This is a genomic window from Anaerobacillus sp. QJM3NY_17, assembly GCF_056173665.1.
In genome coordinates this window covers 937169-952463 of record NZ_CM149685.1, presented here as the reverse complement: position 1 = coordinate 952463, position 15295 = coordinate 937169, and the positions used below count along the sequence as shown (strand labels likewise).

Annotated in this window: 17 protein-coding genes; 3 read left to right on the top strand and 14 right to left on the bottom strand. The window is 34.4% G+C overall.

Annotated features, from left to right (window positions below; genetic code table 11):
* Positions 1-7: 7 nt before the first annotated feature.
* From map to AC0VYV_RS05120, 6 genes are all read right to left on the bottom strand, one after another.
* Complete coding sequence (map, locus tag AC0VYV_RS05145; protein WP_475365779.1) at positions 8-751, bottom strand: type I methionyl aminopeptidase; 744 nt, start codon at positions 749-751, stop codon at positions 8-10.
* Positions 752-1019: 268 nt separating this feature from the next.
* Positions 1020-1208, bottom strand: coding sequence for a hypothetical protein (locus tag AC0VYV_RS05140; RefSeq protein ID WP_475365780.1), 189 nt, complete (start codon positions 1206-1208; stop codon positions 1020-1022).
* 105 nt (positions 1209-1313) lie between these two features.
* Entirely contained in the window at positions 1314-1934 is a 621-nt protein-coding gene (locus AC0VYV_RS05135; RefSeq protein ID WP_475365781.1) for a VanZ family protein, read from the bottom strand.
* A gap of 210 nt (positions 1935-2144) precedes the next feature.
* Positions 2145-3395: an aminopeptidase gene (locus AC0VYV_RS05130; RefSeq protein WP_475374526.1), complete on the bottom strand. Its 1251-nt coding sequence runs from the start codon at positions 3393-3395 to the stop codon at positions 2145-2147.
* Between the two features lie 433 nt (positions 3396-3828).
* On the bottom strand, positions 3829-4914 hold the full coding sequence (locus tag AC0VYV_RS05125) for a hypothetical protein (RefSeq protein ID WP_475374525.1): 1086 nt from the start codon (positions 4912-4914) through the stop codon (positions 3829-3831).
* Positions 4915-5720: 806 nt separating this feature from the next.
* Positions 5721-6164: a hypothetical protein gene (locus AC0VYV_RS05120; RefSeq protein WP_475366751.1), complete on the bottom strand. Its 444-nt coding sequence runs from the start codon at positions 6162-6164 to the stop codon at positions 5721-5723.
* Positions 6165-6682: 518 nt separating this feature from the next.
* On the opposite strand from AC0VYV_RS05120, the gene AC0VYV_RS05115 reads away from it, so the two are divergent.
* Both AC0VYV_RS05115 and AC0VYV_RS05110 read left to right on the top strand, forming a co-directional pair.
* Positions 6683-7309 carry a hypothetical protein gene (locus AC0VYV_RS05115; RefSeq protein ID WP_475374524.1) on the top strand — a complete coding sequence of 209 codons (627 nt, stop codon included), beginning with the start codon at positions 6683-6685 and terminating at the stop codon, positions 7307-7309.
* Between the two features lie 22 nt (positions 7310-7331).
* Entirely contained in the window at positions 7332-7670 is a 339-nt protein-coding gene (locus AC0VYV_RS05110) for a hypothetical protein (protein ID WP_475374523.1), read from the top strand.
* Positions 7671-7724: 54 nt separating this feature from the next.
* On the opposite strand, the gene AC0VYV_RS05105 is transcribed toward AC0VYV_RS05110, so the two are convergent.
* The 3 genes from AC0VYV_RS05105 to AC0VYV_RS05095 form a co-directional block, all read right to left on the bottom strand.
* Positions 7725-7919 carry a hypothetical protein gene (locus AC0VYV_RS05105; RefSeq protein ID WP_475374522.1) on the bottom strand — a complete coding sequence of 65 codons (195 nt, stop codon included), beginning with the start codon at positions 7917-7919 and terminating at the stop codon, positions 7725-7727.
* A gap of 203 nt (positions 7920-8122) precedes the next feature.
* Positions 8123-8620 carry a kinase gene (locus AC0VYV_RS05100; protein WP_475374521.1) on the bottom strand — a complete coding sequence of 166 codons (498 nt, stop codon included), beginning with the start codon at positions 8618-8620 and terminating at the stop codon, positions 8123-8125.
* Positions 8621-8752: 132 nt separating this feature from the next.
* Positions 8753-8917: a hypothetical protein gene (locus AC0VYV_RS05095; RefSeq protein ID WP_475374520.1), complete on the bottom strand. Its 165-nt coding sequence runs from the start codon at positions 8915-8917 to the stop codon at positions 8753-8755.
* Between the two features lie 402 nt (positions 8918-9319).
* Here AC0VYV_RS05095 and AC0VYV_RS05090 point away from each other — a divergent pair, with 402 nt between their 5' ends.
* Positions 9320-10333 (top strand): DUF3231 family protein, encoded by a 1014-nt coding sequence (locus AC0VYV_RS05090; RefSeq protein WP_475365789.1) that lies wholly within the window; start codon positions 9320-9322, stop codon positions 10331-10333.
* Between the two features lie 203 nt (positions 10334-10536).
* On the opposite strand, the gene AC0VYV_RS05085 is transcribed toward AC0VYV_RS05090, so the two are convergent.
* From AC0VYV_RS05085 to AC0VYV_RS05065, 5 genes are all read right to left on the bottom strand, one after another.
* Positions 10537-10839 carry a hypothetical protein gene (locus tag AC0VYV_RS05085; protein WP_475365790.1) on the bottom strand — a complete coding sequence of 101 codons (303 nt, stop codon included), beginning with the start codon at positions 10837-10839 and terminating at the stop codon, positions 10537-10539.
* Between the two features lie 560 nt (positions 10840-11399).
* Positions 11400-12233 (bottom strand): DUF6843 domain-containing protein, encoded by an 834-nt coding sequence (locus tag AC0VYV_RS05080; RefSeq protein WP_475366334.1) that lies wholly within the window; start codon positions 12231-12233, stop codon positions 11400-11402.
* 410 nt (positions 12234-12643) lie between these two features.
* Entirely contained in the window at positions 12644-13219 is a 576-nt protein-coding gene (locus AC0VYV_RS05075) for a histidine phosphatase family protein (RefSeq protein ID WP_303536498.1), read from the bottom strand.
* Positions 13220-13329: 110 nt separating this feature from the next.
* Positions 13330-13665: a hypothetical protein gene (locus tag AC0VYV_RS05070; protein WP_475366332.1), complete on the bottom strand. Its 336-nt coding sequence runs from the start codon at positions 13663-13665 to the stop codon at positions 13330-13332.
* A 79-nt stretch (positions 13666-13744) separates the two neighbouring features.
* Positions 13745-15157, bottom strand: coding sequence for a M1 family metallopeptidase (locus tag AC0VYV_RS05065; RefSeq protein WP_475374519.1), 1413 nt, complete (start codon positions 15155-15157; stop codon positions 13745-13747).
* Positions 15158-15295 lie beyond the last annotated feature (138 nt).

The following is a 15295-nucleotide window of genomic DNA, read 5'->3' as shown; positions in this document are numbered from 1 at the left end:
GTGCTTTTTATAATGTAGTAATAATTGGTCCTTCATTTGTAAGAATAACCGTATGTTCGTATTGAGCCACAAAGCTTTCATTGGTTAAGAAAGTCCATCCATCTTCAGATTGGAAAACTTCCTCTTCAAATGTAGAGATCATAGGCTCAAAGGCAATTACCGCACCATCTTTTAAGATTTCATCATCCCAACTAGCGAAATAATTAAAAATATGTTTAGGTTCTTCATGAAGCGAACGTCCAATACCGTGTCCTGTAAGATTTTTTATTACTGTTAACCCATGGCGTTTCGCTACATTGTGTGCAGCCTTTCCAAGAGCACTTTTTTTTGAACCTGGCTTTGCCTGCTTAAGTCCAGCATGGAATGCTTCTTTAGAAACGTCACATATTTTTTGTAATGCCGCGTCTCCTTTCCCTACTACAAATGAAATTCCAGTATCTGCATAATATCCGTTTTTTGAACCTGAAACGTCTATATTCACTAAATCTCCTTCATGGATGACCCGTTTTCTCTTCGGTATCCCATGCGCCACTTCATTATTTATACTAATACACGTATACCCAGGAAAATCGTATTCTCCTTTTGGCGCAGATTGAGCTTCTGCCTTTTCAAACATCTCTCTTGCAATTTCATCCAGTTCTTTTGTGGTAATTCCGGGTTTCGTACTAAGGACCAATTCATCACGAATCGCTCCACAAATTTCACCAATTATTTTCAATCCATCTAAATCCTTTTTAGCTTTTGCAACCATTGATATCCCCACTTTTTAATGTATTTTATGATTAGTATTCCATTTAGTTTCTAGCATAAACTGAACAGGTTTTTCTTCAACAATCTCTGGCCCTCTTATGGATTGAATATAACAACCTCTTATTCCGTTAAACTTCCCTGTTATTAACTTAAACAAAAAGGAGCGTAATCCTTTTTAGATTAACGCTCCGAGTTTGTGGAAGATTGTCATATTACTTCCAATACTCGATTACTGTAACCATTAGTGAAAATACCTAGTAGGAGATTACTCATATATCTATACCAAAAAAATTTAATAGTTCTGAAACGATTTCATCACTTCCTGGTGTAAACATAAATATTGAGAACGCAATACTTATGACACCTATCAATACCAAGCCATTTCTTTTATTCCCAAGTAGCCCCTTAACAACTAAAAATATTCCTACAAATAATATTAAGAAATACCAAAACCCCATAACCTCACCCCTTAATAGAATAACGTTTCGTCAAATCTTGCACCAGATTGCTAAGGGATAACCACTGTGTAGCTATCGCTCTGAGATACTTTAATAAAGGGAAATTCAATTATTCATTAGTCCACTTGATCGTTGGGATGGTGTCATAGCCTTACTCAATTTAGCAAATATCATTTTATAAACAAGGAAACCCAAAACAGTCCCTAGTACATTACAAATAACATCGTCAATATCGACTACGCGTCCCAATCCAATTCCTAAAAGAAGTTCAACAAATTGTAGGCATTCTATAGATAAAGAGGCAAGAAGTCCAAGTAAAAGTGTATTCTTTAGCCTCTTGTACATATCTAATAACATCGGAGCAAAGAATCCCAACGGCATCAGCAATAGTATGTTACCACCAACATTTTTCACTATCAGCTTGAGCATAAACAGTGTATCTCCATTATAAGCTGTACCTATTTGTTCAATGTCTCTGAATATAGAGGTAAGAGGAGTGTAATTTAATGACCTAAAAGAATTCATTCCGTACGTGTTATCACCTAATACCAATGGGAATAGCGTTACTGAAATAACCACAAATATGTATATTACAGCTAGCATTCTTAATAATTCTTTCAACCATATAAAAGACTTTTTGTATTTAAGTTTTAATGCGAATATTCCCCTCACCGCTATGTAACATATTATTCCAAAAACAATAACCACTTCTCCATCAACTAACAAACTTATCAACCATCCTTAATACAGTGAGAATAATGTATTCTAAAAGTGAGCTTCCCTTTGTTATTCAAACATCGCTCCGATAATACGGAAGACTTGATTTCGAGATATTGAAACGGATCTTTACCTAATGCACCAGTTTGTTTTCACTATAACTAGCACTAAGTTAATCCCCCAGAAATCAGTTTTTACTGTTTTTAAGTTGGAGATGTTTTAGAATTCGAAATCCCCATCCTTCATTAGCAGGACTTCAGTTCCATCTTCTTCAACACCCTCTACTTTCATATCTTCGGTACCAAAGGTCACATTGACTGACAAAAGTGAAGTATTCAGACCAGCTGCCTTCAACTCTTCCTCAGATTGGTCAATGCCGTTTTGAATATTGGAAGGAGATGCATTTCCGATTCCGATATGACAGGACGTATTTTCATCAAACACGGTATTGTAAAAAAGAGTATCTGCCTGAGCAAGAGGAGATTTATTAGAGACCAAGGCAATTTCACCTAGATACTGTGATCCTTCGTCTGTTTCGATGAGGTTTTGTAACACCTCTTGGCCTTTTGCCGCATAATAGTCGGTAATTCGTCCATCTTTAAAAATCAGATAAAATTCATCGATCACACTTCCTCCATAGATAAGAGGTTTAGTACCTACCAATTTTCCATTCACCTTATTTTTATGAGGAGCAGTAAATATTTCTTCCGTAGGAATGTTCGGAAAGAAAGGTATTTCATCTTTATCTATGACACCCCCACCGATATAGAGATGATGTTTAGGTAGACCAACTACTAAATCAGTTCCAAGGCTATTTGTAAAATGCAGGGATTCAAATTGACTCTCGTTTAGGATCCTTTTTCGAGACTTGAAGGATCTATTGTGACTCTCCCAATCTTTTATAGGGCTTTTCCCATTTGCCCGAGACCCTTTTAAGATTAAATTCCATAAGGATTGTAAAGCTTCTTCTTTACTTAGGTTGGGGAATACTTTAATTGCCCATCCAACACTCGGGACAGTTAGAAGACACCAGCGCACCTCGTGTGACCTAATTTTCGCATGATGATCCCTCAATTTGGTACGAGAAGCTTTTTGGAAACGATTTATCTTTTCTGTAGAAACTTCCTTAAAGACCTCTAATTTTTCAGAAATAATATGGATGTAAGCAGCACCTGCATCCTCCCATTCCTTAAAACGAGAAGCCTGCCAATTAGGATAGTCATCGATGACAGTATCTGCTGCGTGTAAGAAAAACTCTGTGGTAGACTGTTCATCTGTCCAGTCTATAAATACATTGGACGCTCCTGCCTCGTAGGCCACCGTTTGGATTAAACGTGCAAACGTAGCATGTTGTATATCACTATGAATAATCAATAATTGATTTTTCTGCAGGTTTACACCAGCTCGCACAGCAAGTTCTGCATACTTTTTTAACTGCCCTTCACTTATAGATTCATATATTCCTTTCATCGATTAATATCTCCCCTGTGATTTCTTGTATAATTTTAATGCAAAATCCTGATCTACTCTAAATAACCTGCACCGTTAGCACAACAAGCGATAGCCAATGTGCAGCTATTGCTCCGAGTTTGTTTAATAATTTTTATCCAAAAGTAGCAGTAAATAACTACTTCCTAAAAGAAGAAATGCAAATTGAGTTACAACGTAAACTGTTAACTCAACTGGAGTCAGTTTCCTTTCCCGTTTGATTTTCTTAAAATGAAAATAATAATAAATTGCACATATGATCAACACCACTCCTGATACTTGAAATATAATCTCTAATAAACCAATCACAAATATCTCCCTCTAGTAAATGTCCCGATTGTTGTTCAAACACATTTTATTTTTATATAGACACCAATTAAAAAGGACCTGCTGAATTGCAGGCCTTAGGAGTAAATTATTTACTTAGATAATTATCAATTTCAGGCACTTCATTATTATCTAATACATGTTTTAAGTAATCAATTACTGATAGATTTGGATATTCATTGGTTAATTGTTGTACTTCAAAATCTAGTTTAAGCTTTTCTCCTACATTATAGGAACCGGTTATATCACCTTTGAATTTAACTTTTTGCTCTTCTTTTTCACCGTGAAAAGTAAATACAGTTTGGTTTTCTTCTTTATTATACTCTATGTTTTGTATAGTGTCTTCAAAATACACCGTGTCACCTGCTTGATAATCCTTCATAGAGTATACGTGAACATTCAATTTCTCATCATAGTATTGATTATCTAACTCTTCTGCTGTTAAAGGACCTTTAGAATTACTGGCACTAAATGAACGAAGGGTATTTTCATTTATATTAGAGTGTTCATCTGATGGAGTGATAATATTTCCATATTTTGAATCTGTAGCAAAATGGTCCGTTATATCTATGGTTCCATTGATTTGCGAAACTTGTGTACTATTTAGTTTTGATGATGTCCTAGCAGAACTTACAAAGCCCTCATCGGCTCTATATACTAAGTAAGGAGTCCATTTTTCCTTTTTATTAACTACATATTGTGCTCTATATGTACCAGTTACTCCAGGGCTATAGGTTGTCCATTGTGTAGGGTCAACTGAACGATTTCTAACGTACGATCCATAAGGATTAGTTAAAATAACGGAGATGTTCGATCCAAAGTTCCAGATAGCTGTATCCGCGTACATATTTATTGAATGAGAAGAAGAAACGATATTAAAATCAAAATAAGAGGAAGTACCATATGTGCCGTTATTATAGTATATTGAACCAGGTGTTACTGTATCTGCATACTGACCGCTAGAAAAAGATGCGTCTACGTTGTAAAAATAGTTACCAGCTTTTTTAGCAATTGGCCAAGCTAACTTTTTGATCCAGTCTGCAACTTTTGCATCTGCAGTGTTTTTTTTAATCTCAAGAGTTGGGGCAGTACTAGATTGGTTTGTTAAATTCAGAGAAAAAGGTGTGATTAACAACCCACCGACTATTGTACCAATTACAATTTTTTTCTTCAAAACTATCTCTCCCTTTCAAAAAATTGTTAACATATATAAGCGTAAAGTAAAATCAAAGGAGAGTAAACAGTATATGGTTAATTTTCTTTTTATTGTAAATATTATAGCTAATTTTTTCCTCTTTAGCGCATTAGTAAAACCATTATTTAACATGTTGTTTTCAAGTTCTAATTTACTTCCTCAAATTTTTTGGGTTTTTCTTGTAGTTGGGTTATCGCTGACCACATCTATATACACATTTAATTATCTAAGGAAGAATTAATCTTAAAAATACGTAAGTTTATTGAAAACCGAGGGCACTAATTACGAGTTGCAAATACTGCAGCTGTAGTTGGTGTTCTTTTTTTATTTGTAATAAGAGGTTAAATATAAAGCGCAAGGTGCTCTTAATAAAATGGCTAACTCAACTTCCGCTACTTAAAAAAGGGAAGCCTTGATATAACGTTGGTCATACAATGTCATTTAGCTATAAAAACACAAATTGACCTTCTCTTTGGTAGAATAAACTCACCACAACAACAACCCACAAAGAGAGGATGGAGGAACTTTTATCAATCGATTCATCTTTAAACGGATACCATCTATCGTATCAAGGTTATTGTCGTTCATTTATTTCAAAATTCGCTCACTTGCTCAACCTTTTCCTTAAAGAAAAGACGTAATTTCTTAGTACGGAATTGCGCCCTATTGATCAAGATCGTTCTTTAACATTTACGCAAATATGATATTAAAGAATTGCTCCGAGATTGCTGAACAGTGAATATCAGTCACCAAACAGTTTATAATCAATCTCTACTTTCAACCGATCAATTTTTTTGTATCCAAACCTTCCAATTATCGTAACCTTCTATGTTGATTACTTTATCAACTTTTTCAATCTCCTTGTTTTTTGAATCACTCTTTAAAAAGCCTACACGATATCCTTCATCGCTCTCTAACATTATTTCAAAAGGGCTCCAATTTTCATTTGGTTCCATTAGGTGTGTAATGTTGTTCACTTTCCACCTATTATCTTTTTCTATGAAATGAACTTCCGCAACCCAAATTCCCTTTTGTGTATATGTCCCTTCTAGTACCACCAAAGTTAAATCATCGGCTACTTGATGAGAACCATAAATCTTCACATCTTTAAATTTATCGTACTCATCTATTGCCTTTTCTGGACTGTTTTCACCTTCTTCTTCCCACTGAATACAACCTGCTAAACTAATAGCTATCAACAATACAAGCATAAAAAATCTTATCCTCAAGATTTCATCCCCCCTTCTGAATAGATTTCCAATTTACTTAAAATTAATTTTTCTATAATACGACTAATCCCTTAATACCAATTATTTCAAATTAGTGCGGATAACTCAATCTTTTACTTCAAATTAAAAAGGAGCCTATCTTATTACAGATAAGCTCCGATATAGTTGAAGACTCGAGTCCAGAAATTTTAATCTCGTGAATACTTTTTATTTTTATGACTCTACAATTCCCTTTCAAGTCTTTCGACATTTTGATTTGTTGAAATTCTCCATGCGTTGTGTAACTCTTCTCCCTAAAATAATTAAAAACCAAGAAGTGCTACAATGCCTATTACAGTGAATGGTATAAAATTTATTTAGCCATAATTTACGAATATTCTATTTATAACACAAAATAAAAGCAATCAAAGTAACGGTGAATTTAGTCACATTTTAATAACGGTGACTTATTTCACTTTTTTAAATACTTTTGACCTGATAGCATTACGAAAGTGTTACAAAAAAAGGGGAAAATTAAAATGAGAAAACTTTCTGTAATATTTTCTTTAATAATAATTACGACTATAATTCCTTTTGGTAGTGAGGTATCAGCAGATTTGAGTTATCCAGACACTGTGATTTATAACAGTTATAATGGTAGTGATGATTCTTATTCTGCTCACGGTCATGGAGATGATATTGGGTTCTATTTGAACGAGAGTCCTACAACTAACCTTACATATGGTGAAGAGATGATATTCAATGTCTTAATTGAAAATGAGTCTACAAAGGAAATCGTTCCTTGGTTCAAATTTGGTTGGGATACAAATTATGTTGGAATAATGCCTAATGTATATCCATCAAGCTTTCAAAATGATACAAATGAAGATCATTTAACTGCTACTGTTTCCACAAATAAATATGGAAATAGACAAGTAATGTGGACTTTTGGGGATGGTGCTAGTTCATCAGATGCGATTTCTCAATGGCAAGAAGCTGATTATTATTTTGAGTTTCCATGGAAAAGTTGGTCAAGTTCTTATACTTGGGATGAACAAGTAGAAATGCACGGAGAAATGTGGACTTATAATGCAGGCTGGACTACAGGGTATAACTATCCTTATGACCAAGTAGCTTCAAATGATCATTTCCGAATGAATGAATAAATAGAAGGAGTGTGTATCAACCATGAAAAGAAAATTAATTACAAGTACATTAGCTTTAGGAATTTTAACAGCAGGTGGAATTTTTATATATGACTCTGCTGAAGCAAATATAAATCCTTCTTCAGACCATTCTCATATTAAACATTCCACTGTAGACATGACTAATAAGATCAAAAACGGTAAAATAAAACCACTTAATTATGATATTGAATTTGTTGATGAAAATGGCGATGTCATTTGGAAAGGTACAAAAGAAGCCTACGAAAAACACAAGGCAGCTATTGAGAAGAATGTTGATAAAGCTTACGCTGATATTGCAAAAGAAAAAATGCCTGAACAAGCTAACAATGCAGGAAAATAGCAAGCAGGGGGAATACCCTCTGCTTGTTTTTGTGTTCAAAGGATTAAATATATACTAAAATCCGAAAAATCCGCCTGGCTTACGATGCTTGTTCTCGTTTTGTCTTTGTTCCTCAGTTGTTTCGGTATTTTCGTTTAGATTATCATTTTTCCACTGTTTTTTTTCATTATAATGCTTTTTGTATTTCCTCCAAGCAACATAAGAAAACAATATAATTAATAAGAAAAACCAAGCAATATTTCCTAACAAAATATCAACTCCTAACGAGCGAATTATACCGTTCTCAATAATTTTTCCCTAATAGATATTCAACTAAACTAAGCATTATCGTATATGGAGGCTTAACCTTTAATTAAACAAGCGCTCCGATTTAGTTTAAAACTCGATATTGAGATACTTACAAGTAAATCTCTAACTAACGCAGTCATACAGTGAAGTATCCAAAGCAATAATCACTTTTGTAATTCCTTTAAAATTTGCTTCAGTATATCCTCTTGGGACATATCATTAGTAATTAGCACTTCTCCCTCCACTCCAAGAAAATCGTTTGGATGCCACCAGGACAATAAGGAGTCTTCACCGAACTCCATCTTTTGAGAGCGTGTGTAATGACGTGTAACTGTTTCTTCAAAGGATAAATCAAAATAATATGTATGTGCCTTTTGTCCATAGAACTGAATTAAGTTATTCAGCATATCACCATAACGGCGCTTAATTAAAATCCCTTCAACTATAACAAATTCACAATTATCCTTACCATATTCTGCGATTTGACGTATTAGATCAATTGAAGGATTTCCATCTCTATCGTGTACTTTTAACATATCACGACGAACAACATCCTGAGATACTAAGAGCGTACCTTGACCTAGATGATCTTGAAGGCTTTTTGCAATTGTCGTTTTTCCACTCCCTGAATTTCCTCGTAAGATTATTAGTTTAGATTCCATAGATTCCCCACCAATATTTATTTACTTGCTTAGTTAAACTTGAATATACAATCAATGTTCGCTCTTGGACATAACTACCCTGTTAGCTTAATGAGCACTAGCTATATTGTGCAGCTATCGCTCCGATTTAATTCAATAAAGAGAATAACTTGGTTTCACATCACTTTCTGTATAAATGTAAACTAGCATTAAGACACGTAAAACATCATTAAATAAAACAGCCATTAAACCAGCGCTGTTGAAACCAAGATAAATAGCACCAACAAGTAACAATAGAACCAAGAGAAGTTTATCCATCATTATCCACTACCTTCTCCTTTTAATTATTTCTATTTACTCCATTTATCTACTCAATCATTTCAATACCAATTATTTCAAATTCCAATGACTAACTCAATCTTTATTTTATTCAAATTAGAGCTTATCCTAATTACAGATAAGCTCCGAAATAACGGAACAAAGGACGTGATCCAATATCCTTGAATTGCCTTCAAAAACTACTTAATTAATGGCACAGAATATGGGTTAGGTAGACCTTGAATATCACCTTCTTTCAAAATGCTTATGATCAATTGTCTTTTTCGTATAGGGATCCTATTTTCGCGATCTTTATAGGATAAGCCACAACTTCATCTTACATATATAGTTACATAAAGGATAAACTGAAGGTTAGACCATATTTGATTTGGAGTGAAGACAATGGAGTTCATTCAACGTACCGGTATCAAATTAACATCAGCAGAGATAACAACTTTATGGGCTACATACATGAATGACAGTGGTTCCATCTGCCATCTAAAATACTATCTTAATACAGTGGAAGATACTGAAATTAAATCTGTTATTCAATATGCATTAGACATTTCACAATTGCACGTGAACACAATAACACAGATTTTTACTCAGGAAGGTTATCCTGTTCCTCATGGTTTTGAATTAAATGAAGACGTTGATGTGACTGCCCCGAGGTTGTTTTCTGATACTTATTTATTAAATAATGTTAATTATCTTGGTAAAATTGGTATAAATGTGTATAGCACGGCAACAACTGTAGCAGTCAGAGAAGATGTTTATAGCTTCTTTAGTCAGTGTTTACGGGAATCAGACAATCTTATTAAACAAACGAATGATTTATTATTGGCAAAGGGGTTGTATACTAGGTCACCATACCTCCCAAAACCTGAATCCTATGATTTTGTAAAACAGAAAAGTTTTTTGGCAGGCTTTTTTGGAGAAAAAAGACCCCTTACTGGTACCGAAATCACAAACCTATACACCAATTTTCAAAGAAACGCATTAGGGGCAGCCACACTGATTGGTTATAGCCAAGTTGCACAGGATGAAGAAGTAAAACAATTTCTGTTAAGAGGAAAGGAAATGGCAAATAAGCATTGTGAAATATTTGGTTCATTTTTAAAAGAAAGTGATTTACCCTCCCCTATGACATTGGATACAGAGGTTACTGATTCTATTACGCACACTTTTTCTGACAGAATAATGATGTTTTATACAACAAGTTTAATTGCACTTAGTGTAGGATACTACGGGGGAAGCATATCCATGAGTCCAAGAAGGGATATTGGGGTTATGTATAGCCGATTAATTGCAGAAATATTAAAATACGCTGAAGACGGGGCTAAGATTTTGATTAAACATGGATGGATGGAAGAACCTCCACGGGCTTTAAACCGTGATGAACTATTAAAACAGTGACGCAGCAATGGATAAAAGCAAAGTTCTTGAAGCAATATTTTGGAGTAATACATTACCTGGCTTTGCACGTATCCTAAACGGAAAAATATTATAAGGGTTCTTGTTTATAGTTTTGGAAACCTTATTTAACGTTAAATCAAACATGATTCGCTCCGATTTAATCGATGACTTGAAACTGAGATAAATCGGTTGATATTCTTCATCTACTCAAAATTCATAGGTGGATCTCGAAAAAGATCCCTTTTTTTCATATACTCGCTAGCTTTAGTTTTATTACTTTGATTTGAAACATATAAAGCTTCGTTCCTCTCTCTATAATATGAAATGAATTTTTCCTTCGAAATAATTCCCTCATCAATCGCATTTTTCACAGCACAATTTGTTTCTTTCGTATGAGAGCAATTAGAAAACCTACATCTCTTCGATAATTCAATAATATCCCTATATCCATCCTCTAAAGTAGCTTGAAAATCAACTATTTCATTTAGCTTCTTTTTAAATGTCATGGATTAACCCCTTATTCTTTAGTTATGCTAACCTATTACTTAATTTCAATAAATTAAGATATTAATCCTTCATTCAGTATTATTAAGTTATCTCAAACCCAAACCTGGATAGAGCGCCTACCATTTATTCAGCAAGCGCTCCGAGATTGTTGAAGATCACTCAAGAGTTCTTTAGTCGTTATTATTAAGGTAACAGGATGACCACAAAAATTGATATAGAGATAGCATTTCTAAACCTTTTTATGGATTCGTAATATATATGGTTTCTTTTCGTTAATTAAATTCGGTGGAATCCTTACGTATCTTTGGTTACATCTTCAAGAATCTTTTGTCCCTCTAGTACTGTTATTCTAAATATGCGTAAATCTTATGGAGAGTTTTTACTCTGCAGCAGTTATATTAGTTATGTGTTATAAAGACCGGAAAAACGCTGGCGATGCGTCTATACTTGCTAAAAAGTCTTTCATATCTGCTATTGTATGGGGATTATAGTATTCATACCTTACGCACAAGACTCAAGAGAGAGAACTGGGAGTGATTAGGGCTTCGAAACGAAAAAGCTAATACTTGTAGAAATCGGAAAATAAATGTTCGATGACTTCATATTCTTGATCACTATAGAGCGGGTTACCCGTAATACTAAATTGGTCTCCACAGTTTGTGTTTGTTACGTGATGAACTTCATAGCTTTGACCTTCTTTTCCATCAAAATGAATACTACCTGAGCGACTCCGATAAATACAAGAATCATCAATCCTTGTTCTTTTGCCATCACTAGTAACGTAATAAAACTCATCATTTATCATACCTTTAGGCTCATCAGAAGATGTCTTTGCTACACCGTATTCTATACGATCTTCTACACTTGTATATTCTAATTCTTCTTTAGAGACTTGAATTACTTTTTTACCCTTTTCTTTTACCAGACGAGGTTCCTCTTCTTGGTTATATTTGACGACAATAACGCCTTCATACCCCTTAGGAATGAGATACTGCATATCAGTCTTTTGTTCTAAATCGAGTTGATAAAAACCCCATACCCCTGCAAACAACACTAGGACGAACAAGGTGTTGCTAATAAAAGATTTCGTTTGAAACTTTCTAAGTTTGCGATTCTGCCATTCTTCCGCTGTAAAGAAAAAGACCGCAGCTCCAACAGCAACAACTGATAAATCCTCAATTACAAAATATGTAGCAACCGCTAAAGAAAGATGAATAAATGCAGCGACGATAAAGCGATAGGATGATAATTTGTTCGAAACCCAATCAGATAAAAGAGATACGGGAATTCCAAATATTAAAGTACCAAAGGCTGTATAAGCCATAATGACCACTATAAACATGAAATCATCAATCCCAAATGGTTCACTTGAACCAATAAACCCACTTAGCATCCACAATAACCCCATAAATAACGTAGTAAATACAGCGGACAGAAGTTTATTTTTAATTGGTTTCTCCTCCCTTGTTAACCATTTAATAAAATGCTAATGTGAATTAATTCACATTAGCATTTTATCACAAATAGGGTTATTTCTAATACTCTTGTAGAAAAAGGTCTGATCCGATTAAAAGACTGAAATGCTTCGTAGCAAAGGAATGATTAAGAGAATCTGTCACAAAAAGTTACAGGAACGATCAGTTTTGGAAAGTTTAAAAAGTTTTCTCATTTTGATATTCACTATTGTATATGAAAACAGGGTGCAAGGTTGCGGTCCATTAGCGGTTGTTGATACTGGAGCTAAAAAGGGAAACCCGTCCAAAACTGGTTTCCCCACTTATTCAAAAATCGCTCCGAGTTTGTTTAATACTGAATCCTTATCCAACCAGCATCCTTGGGAAAGTCATCTCTAGTAAGTAATCGTTTTGAGATTAACTGGCGATAGGATGTGATCGTTCCATCGTGTGACACGACATAAATATTCCCTTTCTCTTCTTGCTTGCACCCTCTCAAGAATTCTTCTCCAATAATCCGAAACTCTTTCTCTGGTAAAGCATTTATACCATCTTTCCAAAGCTCTTCAGAAACCTGGTGATCTAAATTAAATTCAGGAAATACCTTTTCAATGTTTTCCCGTTTCATCATTATGTCACAAGGAAGCGTTCGCCATTCTTGTTTTTGTGGAAACATTCTTGGAGAAACCAGGGGACTAACAATTGCTTTAACTTTCGCACTTCCTATCCATATTTGAGCAGTTTCTAGCGTTCTTTGAGTAGGACTTATAATGAGCGTGTCTTCACTTTTCAGATGAAAAGTATCTCTTAATAAATATGCTTGCTCTTTTCCTTCTTTTGTTAGAGAAGGATTTTTCATATGTAAACTATTAGGTGTATCTAGTGTATGCTGTCCTTGACCATGTCGTACAAATATTAGTTCCATAATTCCCTCCCTAAACTTATTATTTACTCTTTAATCGCTCCGAGATTGCGGAAGAAAGAAAACCTTTAATGATGTGGGATTATAAAATTTTTGAGAACTCATTGGTCCATTTATTCAATTTGTTCAATTTCTTTTGTTTGAAAATCAATAGTATAGATCTTTTTTACTTTTACTTCGCCACTACTATGATCGTAAACTCTAATATAATATTTTGTTCCTTCTTCTTTAATAAAGTCTACGGTGTATTTCTGCTTTTCTTCGTCACTTAGTTTATTAAAAATCATAACTTCTGCATTATCCTTAGATAATGTGCCATTCTTTTCGGCTATTTCATCACTAACTGTTACTCCGCTCTCGACTTTTTTCTCAGAAACATTTCCAGCGCAGCTTACCAATCCAAATAGTAAAGTAGCCATTACAATGCCAAACGATGAGCTTCTCTTCATAGGAACACTCCTATCTTACAGCTTCTTTCCCTAAATCCAATATTAAGAAAACGCTCCGAGATTGCTTAATAAAACCTTTTCAGTAACCATCCAACCAAGCTTCAAATTCATCATTATTTTCAAGGTTTAAGTAATACTTAATAAATCTTACAAATTCTTCTGTATCAACTTCTTTATACTGATAGTGATCGAAATAGGCGTTCAGAAAATCTTCGGCTTTTTCCTTCCCACCATACTTCTGAAATAACATTCCTAACTTTGCCGTTGATTTTCCATAAATATATGAGCTTTGTTCTCCCATTAGATATTCATCCAATGGTAGATTAACCGGCAAAGGAAAGTCTTTACTTATTTCATTTCCAAATTCAAAAGAAAAATCAGTTTCCCCTAGATCTGAATAAAACAACATAGTAGCTAGTTCGCTCAAACCCTCATCTAACCAAGCATCATTATAGGGATCATTGCTTATCATCCCATAAAACCACTGGTGAGCCATTTCGTGGACCACCATACTCTTGAGTGAATCTGTATCAACTTGTTTCGTATTATAATAGGAACCTGCGGTGACGACCCCTGGGTATTCCATACCTATGCTATCCAGAATAATATCCAACTGGCTGTTTGGATAGATGCCTATATGTTCTTGAAAGTATTCAAGAGCATCTTTTGCTATAGCAGCAATTTCTTCCTCATTCTTCGAATGACCATCGACCCCAAATACTCTAATATTTGTATGATTCACTTGCCTCTCAACGACATAGGGACTTTCAAGCAATGCTAGAAATACTTCTTTCACGTTTTCAATTTTAAATGCACTTCCGTTATCACTTGGTATTCCATCTGCTTCACTAGTGGTGACGACCGTATAATTTGAAGGAACATTATAGGTCAGGAGAAAATCACTGTATGGTGTATGATAGGATTCTCCTTTGAAACGGTAATCCTCCTTATTCCACCCATTTCGATATGTTGGCACCATAGGATACCATTGCGCTAAATAAAAATTCGACTCTTTTTTAGTAAACCTCAGACCTTTTTCTGGAAGTGTGAAGTTATATAAAAATTCTACATTTACTGTTTCATTAGGTGCTAATGCTGGAGTTAATGGTATCGTTAGCGAATCTTTTTGGAGCGTGAACTCTACTTTTTTTTCATTTAAAGAAACTTCAATCATACTAAGATCTGAAGGTGTTTCAAGCGAAGGAGAGTTTTCTGCGGTGAACATATTGGGTATGAAATAAAAAGGGATTTCATTCCAAGTATCGTTTGAAATATTCTTTATCAAAATAGAGGCTTTTACAGTGAAGGTCTCGTTATTGTCCATTTCAATCATTAAATCATATTTGCTTTCAGTACCAGGTGGAATTCCTACAGCGTTAAACTCTGAAGCCTTTAAATGATTTTGATCTATCACCTGATTAAAAGGTGCCTCACAAGAACACAAAAATATCAGGGTAGAAAGAAGGTAAACTAGATACTTCAGTCTCTTCACACGTAATCCCCCATTAAAAAGCAAACTTTAAAGAAGGTGCTGACGCCTGTTTATTACCTAGCGACCTTGTATGTATATAACTGGAAGTAACTATAAATGTATCAGAATCTCAATTCTAAATCTATACATTCAACAGAA